Below are 18,129 nucleotides of genomic sequence, written 5' to 3' on the forward strand. Positions count from 1 at the left end.
ATGGAAGCTATTCGACTTCATCTAGAGGAGAAATGGACATATCGGCAGATAAACGAGCACTTGGGGATACATGATAAGGATCGGATGAATCGTTGGATGCGAAAATATCCAGATCAAGGCGAGTTCGGACTATTGGATCAACGGGGACGGAGAACGGAATATTTGAATCAAGATCGATATGTGCGGAAGTTGAAGCGAGAGAACACGATGCTAAAAAAGTGTTTAGAAATCTGGATACGGGAGGTACGAGACAAAAGTATTTAACGATTCAGGAGGTTGCCAGTGAGTTCACAGTCAGTGAACTATGCAAGGTCTTCGGTGTTTCCAGAAGCGGCTATCGGCTATTATGCTTACCTCAAAAGCAAAATGGCAGATCGAGACAAGGAGATTAAGCAATTAATTCAAGCGGTCTACACAAAGTATGAAGGAAGATATGGATATCGACAGATCCAACTCTTTCTCCTGCAAGATCATGGAGTTTGGGTGAATCATAAGAAGGTATTGCGAATCATGCAGGCAATGAATTTACGCTCTCCCATCCGCCGTAAACACCGTTGCAACTACACTTCCTCCACAGGAGGGCGTGTCACGGAAAATCTGTTAAAGCGTCAATTCTGCCGCCGATAAACCAAACAAGAAGTGGGTTACGGATGTCACCCAATATCGTGTCGGGGAAACTTGGTTATACCTTTCAGTCATCAAAGATCTTTTCAGTAACGAAATAGTGACCTACCACATGAGTTTACGTAACGATAACGAGTTAGTTCTCCAGACGTTCAGAAATGCCTTTAAAAAGTCAAAAGACGTGTCTGGATGATCGTTCACAGCGACCAAGGATTCCAGTACACGTCTTACGCTTACCACGACATGCTGCCAAAGGTTGGCGCCCAAATCAGCATGTCTCGTAGAGGCAACTGTCATGACAACGCCTCAATGGAGAGTTTCTTCTCATATTTCAAAGGACTCTACCCTTATGATATACGAAGTTTGGTTGAGGCACAAAGTAGAATTGAAGAATATATTCATTTTTACAACAACAGAAGACCGCAACGAAAACTAAAGAAGCTGACGCCGGTTGAGTACCGACGCCAGCTTGCGGCTTGTTTTGTTTTATAGGACCAAGTTCTTGTCCCGAGCTGAGGACAAGAACTTGGTCCTATTGCCGAGTTGATGAATGTCTAATCAAGAGCCTTATGCCGAGGCAAGCGATGCGGCATATACGCCTATCGATCCGCGGCCTCCAGAGAAGCGCGAGCATTACATGCTCCACCGTCAATAGTGGAGCATGGTTTGTGCTGAACCAAGCGCGGTACCATAAGGAGCTGTAGCAGCCGGCCCAGGTGCAGTGTGTTCGCCATCTGCAGCGAGGGCTGCAAGCGCATGTTAACGACTGGGCTGAAGGTGCCGCAGAGAGGCGGGACCTCACGCTATTGTAACTGCTTCTTGATCCCGCTTAACTTTTCGGTTTGGCTGCTTCGGATCGTGCCACAGGTGAAGTTGCAGGGTTACTGGATTGAGCTTGGGGAGATCTAGGGCATACTCGCAGATGCCTAAGGAATCCGCGCCTGTAGAGTCGGCGCCGGCTGGCGCGTAAGCTCCCAGCCTTCGCGGAGCGCGTGGGCGGGAGGATGCTAAAGACGGGCACAAACATGCTGGTGCCGAACAAAACAAGTGGAGCGATACGTTGCTGTAACTGGTGAATCCGGCAGGCGGGCGCTATTTGATTCCAACCAAAGAAGTTCCTTCGTTTAATGGAGAGCCTTAAAAAAATTATTAAAATTTTTATAATAACCCTTTACATACTATAGAGGGGTAGGGTATATTGATTGTAAAATTAAGGAGGTGAGGCAATGTGATGATTTCAGAAAGTTTTAATGAAAATTGTTGTAATCACATCAATGCTGCTCATAAGACGGTGCAAGAAAAAGCCACCATTCAGATAAAGTAAAGAATAACTTAACAACAAGATTAAATCGAATCGAAGGAAATTCGAGGAATAAAGGATTAATTGAATAAGATGTGTTCTAGATAAAATTAAAGATAACTTAACGATTAGTTCAGAAGATAATAAGCCATATATTGAAAGGAATGAAAAATTATGAGTTTAGAAGCTTTAAATGAACAAGTAAAAAGGGATCTTTCTTATCTTGCATTTGGGGGAGAGGACTGGGTATGCCGGGCCCACCATCCTGAGGGGCATGTCTACGATGCCGTGATTATAGGAGGGGGCCAGTGTGGCTTAGGTGTGGCCTTTGGGCTTTTGCGTGAAAGAATATCTAATATCCTTGTCATCGACGAAAACGTTGAAGGATATGAAGGGCCATGGGTAACTTACGCTCGTATGATGACATTGCGTACGGCTAAACATTTGATATCCATTGATCTTGGAGTTCCTTCTCTGACATTTCGCTCCTGGTGGGAAGCGCAATTTGGACCACAAAGTTGGGAGGACATCGATAAGATTCCACGGAACGATTGGATGAACTATTTACGTTGGTATCGAAAGGTTCTTAACTTACCTGTTGTTAATGAGGTAAAGGTGAAGCTTATTGAGCCTACAGGGGAAAATGTTTATCGACTGCATATGGAAGGAGCGGGAGCATCTTCTCAACCATTGCTGGCCCGCAAGGTTATCTTAGCTACTGGTATTCAAGGCGGAGGGGAATGGCACGTACCATCTATGATTTCCGAAACATTACCTCGTCACCTCTATGCACACACCTCAGAAGACATTGACTTTAAGGCCCTAAAAGGCAAGAAGGTGGCCATTTTAGGCGGTGGGGCCTCAGCTTTTGACAATGCCAATTTTGCATTATCTGAAGGCGTGGGGTCGGCTCATGTGTTTGTTCGCCGCACGGAGATGCCGCGCATTAACCCACTTCGACAAATGAGGGTATCAGGTCTAATTGAACGTTTTCATGTTTTATCTGATGCTGATAAATATTCCGTTATAGCCCATTACTTTAAGCATCAACCTCCTACAAATGACACATTTGAACGTGCAGCTTCACATCCAGGCTTTACATTACACTTAGGTGCACCATGGCTTAGCGTACAGCATGAAGCAGAGAAGGCTGTTGTCACTACTCCACAAGGTAATTTCACTTTTGACTTTCTAATCATTTCCACTGGTCTTGTGACTGATCATTCTTTACGTCCAGAGCTAAAGCTTTTCGAACACCATATTGCACGTTGGGGCGACTATTATCATGCACCTTCTGAGATCGCCAACCATAGGCTTGATGCGTATCCTTACCTTGACTCTGGCTTTACTTTCACATGCCGGGACAAAAAGGATACAAAGCTTCTTCATGGGCTTTTTGTTTTTAACTATTCAGCTATAGTTAGCTGTGGTATCTCAGCCTCTTCGCTCCCTGGAATGAGATATGGGATACCTAGACTCGTTTCAGCTGTAGCAGACCAACTGTTCTCTGATAATCGGAAGGAGATTCTGAAAAACTTCTATTCTTATGATGAAGCTGAATTCGTTGGAGAATGGACAAAGACTTAGTTTCCTATTCAACTATTGAAGGGAGGATAGGCAATTGGGGAAGGTCTTTACAAAATCGAAATGTGCCTTACTATTATTAGTCTTGATTTGGGGTGGAAGTTGGCCAATCTATAAAATGGCTGTGCCTTATACGCCCCCGTTATTATTTGCAGGTATGCGTACCGTAATTGGGGGCCTTATCCTTGCAGCTCTTATATATAAAATGAGGAACAGGATCAACTGGCGTGAAAATTGGTCGAAATATTGTATTTCAGCATTCTTTAATACGATTCTCTTTTTTGGGTTACAGACAGTAGGGCTTAGTTATTTGCCAGGAGGATTGTTTTCCGTGCTTGTCTATTTTCAGCCCGTTCTACTTGGATTGTTTGCTTGGATTTCGCTTGGAGAGTACATGTCGCTGTTTAAAATTATGGGTATGATTATCGGATTTATTGGAATTGTAGTTGTCAGTGTGGACGGATTAACCGTTCATGTATCGAGCATTGGTATTGTCTTAGGGTTGCTTGTGGCATTTAGCTGGGCACTTGGTGTGGTTTATGTGAAGAAGGTGAGCAGCGAAGTAGATGCTTTCTGGATGGTGTCTTTGCAGTTTATCATTGGTGGAGTTATTCTAATAGGTACTGGAACCATTGTTGAAAGCTGGTCAGCAATTGAATGGAATGGTAAGTACCTTCTTGGACTCGGATACGGCTCCACTTTCGGCATTCCACTGGCCTATATCATTTACTACAAACTTATTCATGCTGGAGAGGCAAGCAAAGTCGGGACATTCACGTTTCTTGTACCGATCATTGCCGTAATCATCAGTACGGTGTTTTTAGATGAACCGGTAACTTACCGCCTTGTCGTAGGGCTGTTATTAGTAGGTGTAAGTATTTATTTCGTGAATTATCGCGGGAAAAAGGTGAATGCTTCATTATTCAATAGAGCGCAGGAAAAATTTAATACGAAAGATGTCGGATGAAGCCTACCACCAAAGGACATTTTTGTGTGAGTGTGACTGTGGCAGTAATGTTACGGTACGTATGCCTCATTTAAGAAATGGGCATACAACATCTTGCGGATGCTATCAATTCTAGGTGAAATTTTTGGGAAACTAGAAGTCATAGAAAAGACTAGTCATAAATCGCCAAATCCAAAGGATCGTAAAGTACGATGGAAATGTAGATGCGAATGCGGAAATACATGTATAGTTTCTTCTCAAAACCTTCTATCAGGAAGGACAATATCTTGTGGTTGCATACTCAATGAATCAATTAAGTATGCTAAAAGCATTCTTCACGATGAATATACTGTTGATGGTGTTGTTGTTCCTAATCTCACTCGCAAGCGACGTTCCGATTATAAGACTGGGCATAAAGGCGTGACCGTAAGTTATAACAAAAATGGGGTTGCCTCATACAAGGCTATGCTTGGATTCAAAGGGACTAATCATTATCTAGGGCGACATAGTACCTTTGAAGACGCAGTGAGAGCACGTCAAAAAGCAGAGGAGCAATATTTTAAACCATTTGTAGATAAGCTTAATGACGCACAGCATGAAATAAAGTGAATAGGGAGAGTGTATTACATGCGAAAAATTGTATGGACAGAGTCTGTAAAATAGATTGTGTAAACTCCAAAACCTACTAAAATGGAAGTAGAAGAAAGGTTGTGGAGAACACATGGGACTGTGGACGAAAGAGCAACTGCGAGCATTTATCAAAGAGAATAATCTGGTCACCGCTCAGGATGCGCAAAATGCCCTGAAAGACCTCTTTGCCGAAACGATCCAGGAAATGCTGGAGGCTGAGATGGACACGCATCTGGGATACGAAAAGCATCAGACCAAGAATAAGGCAACGACAAATAGCCGGAATGGAAAAAGCCGTAAAACCATCACGAGCGAATACGGTGAGCAGGAAATCACCGTTCCACGCGATCGTCATAGCGATTTCGATCCGCTCGTTGTCAAGAAGCACCAATCCAACGTGACGGGGATTGAAGACCAGATTATTGCGCTCTACGCCAAAGGAGTAAGTACGCGAGATATCCAAGACCACCTAAACAACCTGTACGGAATCGACGTCTCACCGACGCTCATTTCCAACGTGACTAACAAAATCATGCCACTCATTAAGGAGTGGCAGAATCGGCCGCTTCAGAGTGTATGCCGTTGTCTTTCTTGATGCCATTCACTTTAAGGTGAAGCAAGAAGGCGCTATTGTCAACAAGGCTGCGTACATGGTCATCGGCATCGATCTTGACGGTAACAAGGACGTGCTGGGCATGTGGATCGGCGAGAATGAGTCCGCCAAGTTTTGGCTCAGCGTACTCAATGAGTTGAAGAATCGTGGTGTACAAGACATTCTGATCACCTGTGTGGACAACCTGACCGGCTTCTCTCAGGCCATCACGGCTTGCTATCCACAGACCGAAATTCAGAAGTGCATCATCCACCAAATCCGTAATTCCACGCGCTACGTTTCCTATAAAGACCTCAAGAAGGTAACGGCGGATCTTAAACCGATTTACAAGGCCACAACGGAAGAAGCTGCTCTTGTTGAGCTCGATCGCTTCGAAGAAATCTGGGGAACAAAGTATCCACTCATCGTTCGTTCCTGGCGTAACAATTGGGCGGAGTTAGCAACCTTCTTCAAGTATCCTGCGGAAATTCGAAAGCTTATCTATACCACGAATATGATCGAAAGCTATCATCGTCAGCTGCGCAAAGTAACAAAGGGCAAGAGTATTTTTCCGTCGGACGAAGCTTTGCTCAAAATGCTCTATCTCTCGACGATGGATGTTGTTCGCAAATGGACGGGGCGTGTACAGAATTGGGGGCAAATGCTGCTCCAGTTCTCTGTATTCTTTCCAGATCGGGTCGGTCAACATTTACGCTAAGGAGTTAATCCCCCTCCGAAGGGGAGTTTCTTATAAATGAGTTTACACATATTTCTTGACAGACCCTATGGACAGGAGATTTAGATGTGCTTTGAACTAAAATATTGCCGAACTGGCAAGCTTATGCTTCAAAACAACAGCGGCAACATTATGCTTCAAACTTCAGCACTACATATTTATCTTCAAAAGAAGTCACTAAATAGAGACTACTGCAAAACGAATACAGTTAACGTCTATTTGCTCGATCTGATGTACACGGGTTTCTTATCAGCATCCAACGCTGCTTGCAATACCGTCTCTTTGCCTTTAACAAAATAATAATCTTTAAAAAGGTTGTCCCACTTCACTTCACATCCCGAAATATCGATATTGAATAATTCCTTGGCAAGCGGAGCGACCACTTCCTTTGCATCTTTTTCCGTAACCTCTTGGTTGGTCGTTACCTTTTTTCTTGTATTATAAAATACGTTCAAGACCTTTCCCTTTTTTGCTTCCATCTGAAGTGAAACATCGTTATCCTTAAGTGATAACGTTTGAACTTTGTCACCTTTAGAATAAAGTTGAGCTTCTGTGATTTCAAAATCATGATCAAATGCCGTTTTCATCGCTTTTGCTGCCGTTTCCAGCGACTTTGAATCGAGCTCTTCCTTGGCAAGCTTTATTAAAACTCTACTCTCAAATTCCGCCTTACCCGATGCTTCCCAATGTGCCTCAAAATCCTTCCCTGTCAACCAATACGAAAAATAATCATCTTTTAGTTTTTCATTTTTACCATCATAAAGGCGACTCAGAACCACTTCTTTATCAAGGACGTATGTTTTCTTCGCGTATGCACTTTTCAGTGCTTTCAGGATCTTCTCCTGATCCTGTTTGCTGATTTTATCGATTGGGATCGTTCCGTTGATCTGCCTTACTTCTCCTTTTTTATAATCGAAGTAGACGACATATTTTCCATCAATCGATGTAACCTTTGCATCTGTAGCAAATGTAGTCTCGGCAGCCTCCTGCAACTTTATCTCTTTCTCCGCGAATTGCTTTACCGCTTTTTGCAGCTTGGCCGCCAGCTTCTGGTCGATCTGAACCTTCTTATTATCCGTTTGCTTCTGCGCTTGTGCAGCCTCGGCTCCTGCAGCAATCGGGCCTGCCACGGCAACTAACATACTGGGTACGATCATAGACGCTAGAATTGCTTTTTTTAAATTCATACTAACCCCTCCTACATATTCTCATTGCGTACCACTGTTGTATCGCCTACAATATATAACAGTTTCAACCCGCTCATTTGTGACATCATATCTCTAACACTCTGAATTCATTATCATATACGCCATGAGATTGGTGATACGGATCAACATTTTTAGACAAATACACAAAAAAATCCACCGACATATGGAAGCCAGTGGATTATTCGATACTGAGTCAAAATATAATTAAATGGTTCATTTGCAACGTTTATTTAGATTTCACTTCCATATCTGCTACATAACCGTCGAACTGCGCATCAGCAGCTTTCCCGGCGCATATGTATACAATCTTTTTATTCGCATCGAGCGCTGCTCTCACATTCATGCCATTTTTGCTGGTGAAATAATAATCCTTCCTGTGTTCATCCCATTTTACGCTATGTCCATTCATGTCGATATTAAATAATTTCTTCGCTAACGGGGCAACCGCTTCTTTCGCCTCTTTTTCTGAAATTCCCTTATGATCTCGTACTCTTATTCCAAGCTCATTGTACATGCCTTTTATTTCTCCTGTATTGGGATCCGCATAAACCGTAACTTTGCCGTCATGAAATACCCACGCTGCCTCTGCTTTATTTTTCCCATGAGCCGTTATTGGGAATACATTAACTGCAAGCTGAGCACTTGTCATTTCAAATTTATGTTGAAACGCCGTCTTAGCAGCAGCTATAACTGTTGGCAGCAATTTCGGATCAAGCTCTTTCTTATCAAAATCAATACGGAGATAATGAATTATCATATGACCATCATCATCAAAATCGATTGAGGAAGTGGAGAAATCTTTTCCTTTCAATTCGTACCGTTTCTCCTTAGATAGCTTTACTCTGTCAAGAGGATTATATGCTCTAACGTTTAGTTTACGCACCCAAACTTCTTGTTCAAAGGCGTACTTCTTCTTTGCATACTTTGCATATTTCGCATCTATTACTTTCAACCACTTTAAGACTTCTTCTTGATGCTGCTTGCTGATTTGGTCGATCGTGGTTTGGCCGCCTACCAACAAGATAATTTCCTTATCCTTAAGACTGTCAAATTGTACACAATATTTTCCATCTACCGATCGAACTTCTGCCAGACCCTTATTATAAATTAATTCACGCTTGCCCACCTTCTGCAATTCAACATCTTTCCCGGCAAATAATTTTATCGCTTGATTCAGCTTTTCAGCAAGCTTCGGATCTATTTGAATCGTCCGGTGATCCGATTGTTTCTGTTCTTGCGCCTTGGCCCCCGCAGGAATCGGGCCTGCCAATGTAGTCAGCATGCTGGATACGACCAGTGTTGCGACGATTGCTTTTTTCAAATTCATGATAAATCCTCCTATGTAATTACTTGAATATAAAATCGATTAGATATTTTAGCGTAGGAATTGGTAAATAACCACATAACATTCCATTAACATCAATTAAGAACACGTTACTATTCCTTAAGGCTTCTTACCTGACGCTGCTCGCGCTTTTATAAGCAACTCTTGCGCCTTGGCCTCCAATACGGCAGCCGCTTCATCCACTGACTTCTTGTTATCGACAACGGCTTGCAGCTCTTCCCGCAGCGGCTCATCGAACAGCGTGAAGAACTTGAATGGAACACGACCGCTCTGCCGTATGGAGTCAGCCTGCTTGATCTTCAGCATATAGAACGCTTCCATGCTCTTGCCCTTGAATTCCTTCACATATCCGGTACGCGAAGGCAAAGTGCCGTCCATCGTTTTCGAACGGGCATGAGCCATTTCCGGGCCGCACACGAACTTGACGAATTCCCAGGCAGCTCGCTTATTAGACGAGTCGGCGGCAATCGCAAAGAGAGAGTCAAGGTACACGCCTGTAGATTCATCCGCAGGATCAATCGGTACCGTGACAGCTTCCCACTCTACCGGCGCCTTATCCGTGTTAAATCCGACTTCTCCCGCATGGGGGACACCTTTGAACGTCATCGCGGCCACGCCGTCGTCGAAGAGGTTTTGCGACGAATCGAGTTGAGCTACGGGGTCGAAATATACCACATTGTTGCGTACTGCATCCGTAGCCAGACTCATCGCCTCTTTCCAGCCTTTGGAATTAATGAGTACCTTCTCTCCCTTCGGATCGAACAGCTGCAATCCGTAGGTCTTGGCGATATCGTACATCAAGTCGCCAACACCTCTCAAGTCATCAAGAAAAACGCCGCGCACCGGACGATCGCCGTGTTTGATATTGGAAAATCTTTCACCTAGCTCGAAAACCTCCCGCCAGGTCATCTTGTTCGTTGGCGGATCGATCTGATTCTCCCGGAACAATGCGGTGTTATAGCGCAAAGCCTTAATGTAGACTGCAGGAGTCAGCCCATATAGCTTGCCGTCGCCTAAATTTTTGATCACATCGATCAGTCCCGGCATGAACCCTTCGATATCATAGTTGTTCTGCCGAATCGCTTCCTCTATGCCGTACAGCTTCCCATTGGCGGCGAATTGCTCAAAATTTTGCTGATCCAGCAATAGCACATCTGCTCCAGAGCGCTCCAACAACTTCCTTACTTCTGAATCATATTCATCTGGTATAATCATTTTCCCGAGATTTTTCAGTACCTGAATTATAGGGATGACTTCAACTTCAATTTGCGGGTAGTTCATCTTAAAATATTTTCCATAATCCAGGTCAAATGCTCCCTTTTTATTCAGCGCAGTTTGCAATGAACCCTAACATCTAATTCCCCACCATTAACCCTGAGCCACTCAATATGATGTACACGGGTTTCTTATCAGCATCCAATGCTGCTTTCAATACCGTCTCTTTGCCTTTAACAAAATAATAATCTTTAAATAGGTTGTCCCACTTCACTTCACATCCCGAAATATCGATATTGAATAATTCCTTGGCAAGCGGAGCGACCACTTCCTTTGCATCTTTTTCCGTAACCTCTTGGTTGGTCGTTACCTTTTTTCTTGTAATATGACTTACGTTCAAGACCTTTCCCTTTTTTGCTTCCATATGAAGTGAAACATCGTTATCCCTAAGTGCTAACATTTGAACTTTGTCACCGTCAGAATGAAGTTGAGCTTCTGTGATTTCAAAATCATGATCAAATGCCGTTTTCATCGCTTTTGCTGCCGTTTCCAGCGACTTTGAATCGAGCTGTTCCTTGGCAAGCTTTATTAAAACTCTACTCTCAAATTCCGCCTTACCTCATGCTCTCCAATGTGCCTCAAAATCCTTCCCTGTCAACCGATACGAAAAATAATCATCTTTTAATTTTTCATTTTTACCATCATAAAGGCGACTCAGAACCACTTCTTTATCAAGGACGTATGTTTTCTTCGCGTATGCACTTTTCAGTGCTTTCAGGATCTTCTCCTGATCCTGTTTGCTGATTTTATCGATTGGGATCGTTCCGTTGATCTGCCATACTTCTCCTTTTTTATAATCGAAGACAACGACATACTTTCCATCTACCGATTTAACCTGCGTCTCTGTATTAAATGTAGACTCGGCAGTATCCTGCAACTTTACCTCTTTCCTCGCAAATTGCTTTACCGCTTTTTGCAGCTTGGCGGCCAACTTCTGGTCGATTTGAACCTTCTTGTTATCTGTTTGCTTCCGCTCTTGCGCAGCCTCGGCTCCTGCAGGAATCGGGCCTGCCTCGGCAACTAACATACTCGATACGATCATAGACGCTAGAATTGCTTTTTAATGTTTATTTTATTTCCTCCTATAATGGAACACCTGATAGCTATAATGCTAATGAATGGAATAGAACTTAACCACGAAACTTTATATGAATAAAAATTAAGAAAATATTAATGTTTGGATAGAATTATCGGAGCACATAAAAAAAGCACCCTTTCGGAGATCCCTGCAAAACGAATACAGTTTATGTAAAAAGCAACCCAGTACCGCGTCGGTACTGGGTTTGTTGTATACTGGGAGAAAAGGGAAAGCGAGATGAGAGGATTTGCTACAGCCAGCCAAACAATTAACCGCATCGTTTCATGCGGAGTTATATAAACTTGTACCATAAAACCACCTGCTTCAAAAAATACATACCACTGTAGATTTTGGATTTATTCATGAACTAGTAGAGCATTCTTACTGTAAGTATTATGGGAGACCGGCAAACGAACCGGAATTACTTTTTCGTTTGTTGTTCTTACAGATCCTGTACAATCTCTCGGATGAGCGAATCATACAGGAAGCTCAAGTAAATCTGGCATACAAATGGTTTATTGGGATCAATCGAGAAGACCCGCTTCCAGATGCGTTCACAGTTGTCACGGTTCCGAAATCACCGCTTGGGAGCCAATCAAGTTGAAGATGTGCTGAAACATGTGGTTGGCCAGTGCATGGAACAGGGATTGGTGAAAAGCAAATCCATCATTATGGACGCAACACACACGCAGGCAGGCAGCCAAAAGCAACGACCGCTCGACGTATTGCGTGGTGCAGCCAAGCGACTGTTTCGAGTTGTCACCAAACATCATCTCAAGCTAGAGAAGAAACTCCCTAAGCTACCATCCGTCAAAAGTGAGCAAGCGGATGCCGAGCAATTCATGCTGGCCTACTTGGCGCAGCTTGGCCAGACGGTAGAGGAGCTCTTGCCGGATCATGAAGGTGCGGTGAGCGATAAACTTGGCATCGCTAAGCAGATTGTCGAGGACGATCCTACTCTCATATAAGGGGATTCTCTCAGCCATCGACCCAGATGCGCGCTTCGGCTGGAAGAGCAGTTCCAAATCGTTTTTGGGTACAAAGAACATATTGCAATGACGGAAGAAGAAATCATTACCGCCCTAGAGGTGACACCGGGAAGCACCGACGACGCTAAGCAATTGGTGGCGTTGCTCGAACAGACAACAGCAAATGGCATAAACGTAAGCGAAATCATTGCGGATACCGCATATTCCGGTAAACTAATTTAGCGAGAATGAAAAAGGAAAACATATCGCCTGTTGTTCCACTGAACCCCATCGTTCACGAGGGAGGCCAGCGTCAGGGAGGATTACAACAAGGACGCCGATTTCGTCGTCTGTCCGGCTGGCGAGCGAAGTAAGCGAAAAGCGATTCAAGGTAGACCAGTGGAGACAGTCGCTCTCTCGTGTATTACTTTGACGTCGAGAAGTGCAAGACGTGTCCGATGCGTGAAGGATGTTACAAGCCAGGCGCCAAGAGCAAAACCTACTCGATTCGAATCATCGCCGAACATTTCAAGGAACAGATCGAGTTCGAATTAAGCGATGCGTTCAAGGAACGAATCAAGCGTAGACCAATCATTGAACATAAAAATGCAGAAATGAAAAGATTCCACGGTATGGACACGGCTAAATATCGAGGTCTCTTTCGTATGCGAATACAAGCCTACCTCACCGCGTTCGTTGTAAATGCAAAGCGGATGGTAAAGCTAATAGAGCAAAAGCAGCCTACTCCTAAGGTGAGGATAGACTGCTTTTTTCTCTCATGGGACTCTTTTTTTCATTTTTTGGCTTTCACCTCGATAATATTGAGGCTTTTGCAGGGATCTCTAAATAGCGGCTTCTTTTTTTATCTCCACGGGTGAATGCGTTAAATATTGATTTTATCTAAAAATAAACTTTGTAACAAATTAATAAATTTTGTAACTAGACAGACTTTGTATTTAATTAACAAAGTACATGTTTCAGGCACTAGTTTTTGCACATAAAATATGCAGTCAAAAAACACGTTAATATTGATGAACTTTTAGAATGTCGTAAGAAAGGGTGTGTTTATGGTTGTCGTTTGGTATTACCCATTAAACGCACTTCCTCCTTCTTTAATCCCACCAAAGGGTTGTAAGAGTATTTTTCCTATAATACCTTCGAGAATTCTTATAGGAGTCACCGGAGCCACTGGCACTACAGGAGCTACTGGATCAACTGGAGCCACAGGTGTTACTGGAGTAACCGGAGTGACTGGAGCCACTGGAGCAACTGGCACAACTGGAGTTACTGGAGTTACTGGAGCCACTGGAGTGACTGGAGTCACCGGTGCAACAGGTATTTTTCAACAGTTTCAAGTATCTGAGAATAATCCAAACACCTCTGGTAGTTCAGCAATTGCAATAAGCAGTGTGGCAACAACCTTAAAAACAATAACGATGACAGGAGTACCTACAGGAAGCCGTATTTGGCTAACAGGAATTGTTGGCTGGCAAGATACCGCAGGTAATTCTATTCTCCAATTGCAAATTCTGCGTGGTGCAATCGTTATTTTCAGCATTAACGAACATGGTATTGGAAATCGCTTTGGTTCAACAAGTATTAACCACGTTGATCTTACTCCTGGTACTGGTAGCGTCGTATATTCATTATCAGCATTAACTACAGTTGGTACAGCTAGCGCAGTTGGAGCGATTACTCTGACAGGTGCGATAATACAACCTTAATAAATTTGAATAGTTTAGATGGAGTAAAGAAAATGTTATATTAAATTCAAGGATTACAATTAATAATGATCAATAAAAACATAAAAATAGTGATTAAGAAGCAGATAAAATAAGTTTGGTATAGAAGTACAGATTCAATACATCATCTTTTGTTACAAAAAAGTGCCTGTGATCCATATTGGCAGAGTCTGTAAAATAGATTGTGTAAACTCCAAAACCTACTAAAATGGAAGTAGAAGAAAGGTTGTGGAGAACACATGGGACTGTGGACGAAAGAGCAACTGCGAGCATTTATCAAAGAGAATAATCTGGTCACCGCTCAGGATGCGCAAAATGCCCTGAAAGACCTCTTTGCCGAAACAATCCAGGAAATGCTGGAGGCTAAGATGGACACGCATCTGGGATACGAAAAGCATCAGACCAAGAATAAGGCAACGACAAATAGCCGGAATGGCAAAAGCCGTAAAACCATCACGAGCGAATACGGTGAGCAGGAAATCACCGTTCCACGCGATCGTCATAGCGATTTCGATCCGCTCGTTGTCAAGAAGCACCAATCCAACGTGACGGGGATTGAAGAACAGATTATTGCGCTCTACGCCAAAGGAGTAAGTACGCGAGATATCCAAAACCACCTAAACAACCTGTACGGAATCGACGTCTCACCGACGCTCATTTCCAACGTGACTAACAAAATCATGCCACTCATTAAGGAGTGGCAGAATCGGCCGCTTCAGAGCGTGTATGCCGTTGTCTTTCTTGATGCCATTCACTTTAAGGTGAAGCAAGATGGCGCTATTGTCAACAAGGCTGCGTACATGGTCATCGGCATCGATCTTGACGGTAACAAGGACGTGCTGGGCATGTGGATCGGCGAGAATGAGTCCGCCAAGTTTTGGCTCAGCGTACTCAATGAGTTGAAGAATCGTGGTGTACAAGATATTCTGATCACCTGTGTGGACAACCTGACCGGCTTCTCTCAGGCCATCACGGCTTGCTATCCACAGACCGAAATTCAGAAGTGCATCATCCACCAAATCCGTAATTCCACGCGCTACGTTTCCTATAAAGACCTCAAGAAGGTAACGGCGGATCTTAAACCGATCTACAAGGCCACAACGGAAGAAGCTGCTCTTGTTGAGCTCGATCGCTTCGAAGAAATCTGGGGAACAAAGTATCCACTCATCGTTCGTTCCTGGCGTAATAATTGGGCGGAGTTAGCAACCTTCTTCAAGTATCCTCCGGAAATTCGAAAGCTTATCTATACCACGAATATGATCGAAAGCTATCATCGTCAGCTGCGCAAAGTAACAAAGGGCAAGAGTATTTTTCCGTCGGACGAAGCCTTGCTCAAAATGCTCTATCTCTCGACGATGGATGTTGTTCGCAAATGGACGGGGCGTGTACAGAATTGGGGGCAAATGCTGCTCCAGTTCTCTGTATTCTTTCCAGATCGGGTCGGTCAACATTTACGCTAAAGAGTTAACCCCCCCTCCGAAGGGGAGTTTCTTATAAATAAGTTTACACATATTTCTTGACAGACCCTCGAAACCCAAACCGCCGCAACAGTAATGTACGGTATACTCCGGGCTCCATGGTTTCAGAACCGGGGCTTTACCGATGCCCCGGTACCAATTTCGAGCGGACAAGCTGCCAGAATAATTCCCGACCGGCGGGCAGGATCTCCTGATACAACTAAAGGTTTATCCTTGTATTCGGGATGGGCAGCCTTCTAGACAGTCAGCAAGCCACTTAGAGTGTCGGAAAAAAAGCAACCTGAATACGGCAAGAGCATGCTTTAAACGAACTTAGAGATCTTTTGTCAAAAGGTATTGAAGAGATATCAACTGCTGATAAAACGACTACATGGAGCAGTTTGCCGGTGGCAGCTGCTCCATGTATTTGTTGATGCATTTATGCGTGGTGACGGAAAAAAATTACCACCGCCTGCAACCATTTCTTAATCTACTAGTAGTAAGTTTAAGCGCGTAATAAGCGACTGTTCAACTAACCTTTAAATTCACTAAAGATTGTTAGCCGCGCGAACATTACGAGATAATAGGCATCGGAATGATAGATATGAGACGACGAGTAGTATAGAGACGATTATAAATAATACAGCGCCACTTGTCTAGATGAATACGATACCGCCTAAATAAGGTCCAATGGAACGAGATATATCCCAATGTGTTCCATGAATTGAGAAATATAGCCCTCGATCCGTAACTGGTGCAATACCAGCGACGTACTGATGAAGCCTGGAAAGTCCTAAGCTTTCTCCGATTGTCATCGTCAATTGAGCCACCAGTAAAGGCCACAACACGGAGGCGAACCCGTATAAAAGTGATGTCATGGTATAACAGAGACAAGTGATTAACATGATGGTTATGAGCAACATATGCTCCGTTTTTTTGATAAGCCAGACTTGCAGTCCAACAGATAGGCAAGCTTTTACGGTAGCCAGAATAGCGATCACAGACAAGTGATCGGTAAAGATAGCTTGAGCATGTATACGAAAAGTTGTTTCTGTCTGTGCATAAAAGAAACTGATTGGTAATGTACACAGCATAAGAAGTATTACGTGTTGGTGAAGGAATACGAACTGTTTTGTTCGTCTGAATACAGATCGTGACTTATCTATAGAACGATCGGTCTGAGAATCTTGAACAACGACCGTTGCCAAAGGTTCATTCAGGTGATTTAGCGGTGCAGTCTCATGGGTGGTCTTCCAAAATACAAGCAAGTAGATGAGGAGCGAACATGCTTGCAAACCGAATACGAGAGCGGGCTCTAAGACAAATACCAGCAAACCGAGTACAGGACCAAGTCCTTGCCCGATATACCCCAAGGTGTTTAATACACCATATACTTCCGCACGCTTCTCATCCGGGACGATATCGGCAATCTGAGCCCGTTCTGCCGGAATGTAGAAGGACTGGCCAATTCCATTCAGGATATATAAAAATGCGAATAACCAAACTGAATCAGCAAGCATAAATCCGGTCATCGCTCCTATTGTAAGAATAAGGAAAACATGATGATGGGCTTTCTCCCGTAACGATCCGTAATACTGCCGCCTGCGATCGTAACTACAATCTCTGCTAAAGGTTGCAATCCGACGATAATCAAAGGCAACAGAACGGAACCGTCCAACTTCTCGTATAAGTACAAGAGTAGAAAGGGCGCTAGATGGGTTCCCGGCATAGGAAGAGGGAATCGCTCTCAGCTATTTTTTCTAGTGGAATTGGGAAATATCTATCAAAAGATTGCAAAAGAACTTGTCTACCAAGGAAAAATTAAAGAAGCACTAGCGCTTCATCATACCTATAAAAAAACGCTTCCTCTTGCCCATGAACAGTTCCAAAATTGGTTTGACACACAGTACTGGTTTGATCGGTTTGTTTGTAGTCCACATTTGTCCATTATGCAAGAACAAGCTGCTAGACGATCCCAGATGAATGGCAGAAATAATTTAATTGGGACAGGCCCATTCCGTTTAGTCCGAAATGATGAATCGATGGTTGTGCTGGAGGCTTTTTCATCCTATTTTCGTGAGCGAGCTTTGCTTGATAGAGTCGAGATTTGGATCGTACCAACTTACGAAGACACGATAGATAGCCAGGAGAGCACCTACGATCTGCAAAGTGTCCCATCCGTAGATCAAGATGCGTCATGTCAGGTAGGAATAGAAGGGGACAGGCGAACTGCACGTATGGAGTGTAATATTACTTTTCTCAGCTTTCAGCAGATGAGTGAAGGTGTTCTATCCTCTCCGTATTTCAGACAAGCTCTTTCTCTGATTCTTGATGCCAAGCATTTGATTTTAGAGGTAGGGGGAGAACGTGCAGAGACCACCGATCGTTTCTTCTCACGTGAACTCCTTGGGATGGATGGGAGCGAAGTGGGTCGTATAATGGGCGGTAACGTCGGTGCCGTAATGGACGGTAACGTCGGTGCCGTAATGGACGGCGATTTGGATGCATTTATCGATGGATATTTGCGTAGTCTTATTCTAGCAATAACGATTAATGGATTGAATAGGTAATGTGATGAATTGTAAAAGAACATATGAGGAGCGGGGACCTAGTTTTCCCGTTCCTTTATTATGTAAAATATATT

The 18,129-nt window shown here is 43.6% G+C and carries 15 protein-coding genes and 5 pseudogenes; 13 read left to right on the top strand and 7 right to left on the bottom strand.

Translation table 11 applies throughout. The annotated features are described in order from the left end of the window. From JSQ80_RS29870 to JSQ80_RS25920, 9 genes and pseudogenes are all read left to right on the top strand, one after another. The gene (locus JSQ80_RS29870; protein WP_336245824.1) at positions 1-264 is read left to right on the top strand and encodes a helix-turn-helix domain-containing protein; all 264 of its coding nucleotides are present in this window, start codon (positions 1-3) and stop codon (positions 262-264) included. 18 nt (positions 265-282) lie between these two features. After that, on the top strand, positions 283-627 hold the full coding sequence (locus tag JSQ80_RS25890) for an IS3 family transposase (RefSeq protein ID WP_206097357.1): 345 nt from the start codon (positions 283-285) through the stop codon (positions 625-627). Positions 628-682: 55 nt separating this feature from the next. Then, positions 683-817, top strand: a pseudogene (locus tag JSQ80_RS30125) (IS3 family transposase); the annotation flags it as partial. 116 nt (positions 818-933) lie between these two features. Further along, the gene (locus JSQ80_RS30130) at positions 934-1,116 is read left to right on the top strand and encodes an IS3 family transposase (RefSeq protein ID WP_418888911.1); all 183 of its coding nucleotides are present in this window, start codon (positions 934-936) and stop codon (positions 1,114-1,116) included. A 795-nt stretch (positions 1,117-1,911) separates the two neighbouring features. Next, positions 1,912-2,013 (top strand): annotated as a pseudogene (locus tag JSQ80_RS29325) (CsoR family transcriptional regulator); the annotation flags it as partial. A gap of 85 nt (positions 2,014-2,098) precedes the next feature. Then, positions 2,099-3,511 carry an NAD(P)-binding domain-containing protein gene (locus tag JSQ80_RS25905; RefSeq protein WP_206097359.1) on the top strand — a complete coding sequence of 471 codons (1,413 nt, stop codon included), beginning with the start codon at positions 2,099-2,101 and terminating at the stop codon, positions 3,509-3,511. A 34-nt stretch (positions 3,512-3,545) separates the two neighbouring features. After that, entirely contained in the window at positions 3,546-4,475 is a 930-nt protein-coding gene (locus JSQ80_RS25910) for a DMT family transporter (RefSeq protein ID WP_206097360.1), read from the top strand. Positions 4,476-4,568: 93 nt separating this feature from the next. Beyond that, on the top strand, positions 4,569-5,063 hold the full coding sequence (locus tag JSQ80_RS25915; RefSeq protein ID WP_206097361.1) for a hypothetical protein: 495 nt from the start codon (positions 4,569-4,571) through the stop codon (positions 5,061-5,063). Positions 5,064-5,175: 112 nt separating this feature from the next. Then, positions 5,176-6,394: pseudogene (locus JSQ80_RS25920) on the top strand (IS256 family transposase). A gap of 233 nt (positions 6,395-6,627) precedes the next feature. Here the strand turns inward: JSQ80_RS25920 and JSQ80_RS25925 are convergent. The 5 genes from JSQ80_RS25925 to JSQ80_RS29880 form a co-directional block, all read right to left on the bottom strand. Beyond that, positions 6,628-7,599: a hypothetical protein gene (locus JSQ80_RS25925; protein WP_206097362.1), complete on the bottom strand. Its 972-nt coding sequence runs from the start codon at positions 7,597-7,599 to the stop codon at positions 6,628-6,630. A gap of 247 nt (positions 7,600-7,846) precedes the next feature. After that, positions 7,847-8,947 (bottom strand): hypothetical protein, encoded by a 1,101-nt coding sequence (locus tag JSQ80_RS25930; protein ID WP_206097363.1) that lies wholly within the window; start codon positions 8,945-8,947, stop codon positions 7,847-7,849. 117 nt (positions 8,948-9,064) lie between these two features. Next, positions 9,065-10,246 carry an extracellular solute-binding protein gene (locus JSQ80_RS25935; protein WP_206097364.1) on the bottom strand — a complete coding sequence of 394 codons (1,182 nt, stop codon included), beginning with the start codon at positions 10,244-10,246 and terminating at the stop codon, positions 9,065-9,067. Positions 10,247-10,319: 73 nt separating this feature from the next. Beyond that, on the bottom strand, positions 10,320-10,712 hold the full coding sequence (locus JSQ80_RS29875) for a hypothetical protein (RefSeq protein WP_336245825.1): 393 nt from the start codon (positions 10,710-10,712) through the stop codon (positions 10,320-10,322). An 87-nt stretch (positions 10,713-10,799) separates the two neighbouring features. Then, complete coding sequence (locus JSQ80_RS29880) at positions 10,800-11,267, bottom strand: hypothetical protein (protein WP_336245826.1); 468 nt, start codon at positions 11,265-11,267, stop codon at positions 10,800-10,802. Between the two features lie 298 nt (positions 11,268-11,565). Between JSQ80_RS29880 and JSQ80_RS25945 the strand changes: the two are divergent. From JSQ80_RS25945 to JSQ80_RS25955, 3 genes and pseudogenes are all read left to right on the top strand, one after another. Continuing rightward, positions 11,566-13,032, top strand: a pseudogene (locus JSQ80_RS25945) (IS1182 family transposase); the annotation flags it as partial. 501 nt (positions 13,033-13,533) lie between these two features. Further along, the gene (locus JSQ80_RS25950) at positions 13,534-14,010 is read left to right on the top strand and encodes a hypothetical protein (protein WP_240463817.1); all 477 of its coding nucleotides are present in this window, start codon (positions 13,534-13,536) and stop codon (positions 14,008-14,010) included. A 257-nt stretch (positions 14,011-14,267) separates the two neighbouring features. Beyond that, on the top strand, positions 14,268-15,488 hold the full coding sequence (locus JSQ80_RS25955; RefSeq protein ID WP_206097366.1) for an IS256 family transposase: 1,221 nt from the start codon (positions 14,268-14,270) through the stop codon (positions 15,486-15,488). A gap of 128 nt (positions 15,489-15,616) precedes the next feature. On the opposite strand, the pseudogene polYB reads toward JSQ80_RS25955, so the two are convergent. After that, positions 15,617-15,742, bottom strand: a pseudogene (gene polYB / locus JSQ80_RS30135) (DNA polymerase IV); the annotation flags it as partial. 399 nt (positions 15,743-16,141) lie between these two features. Beyond that, entirely contained in the window at positions 16,142-17,017 is an 876-nt protein-coding gene (locus JSQ80_RS25960) for an MFS transporter (protein WP_206097367.1), read from the bottom strand. Between the two features lie 231 nt (positions 17,018-17,248). On the opposite strand from JSQ80_RS25960, the gene JSQ80_RS25965 reads away from it, so the two are divergent. Beyond that, positions 17,249-18,055: an ABC transporter substrate-binding protein gene (locus tag JSQ80_RS25965; RefSeq protein WP_206097368.1), complete on the top strand. Its 807-nt coding sequence runs from the start codon at positions 17,249-17,251 to the stop codon at positions 18,053-18,055. Positions 18,056-18,129 lie beyond the last annotated feature (74 nt).

The sequence above is a fragment of the Paenibacillus apiarius genome (assembly GCF_017052585.1).
GTDB classification, from domain to species: Bacteria; Bacillota; Bacilli; order Paenibacillales; family Paenibacillaceae; genus Paenibacillus_B; species Paenibacillus_B apiarius.

Coding starts and splice junctions, on each gene's coding strand:
- JSQ80_RS29870 (WP_336245824.1), top strand. CDS start 1: ATGGAAGCTATTCGACTTCATCTAGAGGAGAAATGGACATATCGGCAG.
- JSQ80_RS30130 (WP_418888911.1), top strand. CDS start 934: ATGGAGAGTTTCTTCTCATATTTCAAAGGACTCTACCCTTATGATATA.
- JSQ80_RS25905 (WP_206097359.1), top strand. CDS start 2,099: ATGAGTTTAGAAGCTTTAAATGAACAAGTAAAAAGGGATCTTTCTTAT.
- JSQ80_RS25925 (WP_206097362.1), bottom strand. CDS start 7,599: ATGAATTTAAAAAAAGCAATTCTAGCGTCTATGATCGTACCCAGTATG.
- JSQ80_RS25930 (WP_206097363.1), bottom strand. CDS start 8,947: ATGAATTTGAAAAAAGCAATCGTCGCAACACTGGTCGTATCCAGCATG.
- JSQ80_RS25935 (WP_206097364.1), bottom strand. CDS start 10,246: ATGAACTACCCGCAAATTGAAGTTGAAGTCATCCCTATAATTCAGGTA.
- JSQ80_RS29875 (WP_336245825.1), bottom strand. CDS start 10,712: ATGAAAACGGCATTTGATCATGATTTTGAAATCACAGAAGCTCAACTT.
- JSQ80_RS29880 (WP_336245826.1), bottom strand. CDS start 11,267: ATGTTAGTTGCCGAGGCAGGCCCGATTCCTGCAGGAGCCGAGGCTGCG.
- JSQ80_RS25955 (WP_206097366.1), top strand. CDS start 14,268: ATGGGACTGTGGACGAAAGAGCAACTGCGAGCATTTATCAAAGAGAAT.
- JSQ80_RS25960 (WP_206097367.1), bottom strand. CDS start 17,017: ATGACCGGATTTATGCTTGCTGATTCAGTTTGGTTATTCGCATTTTTA.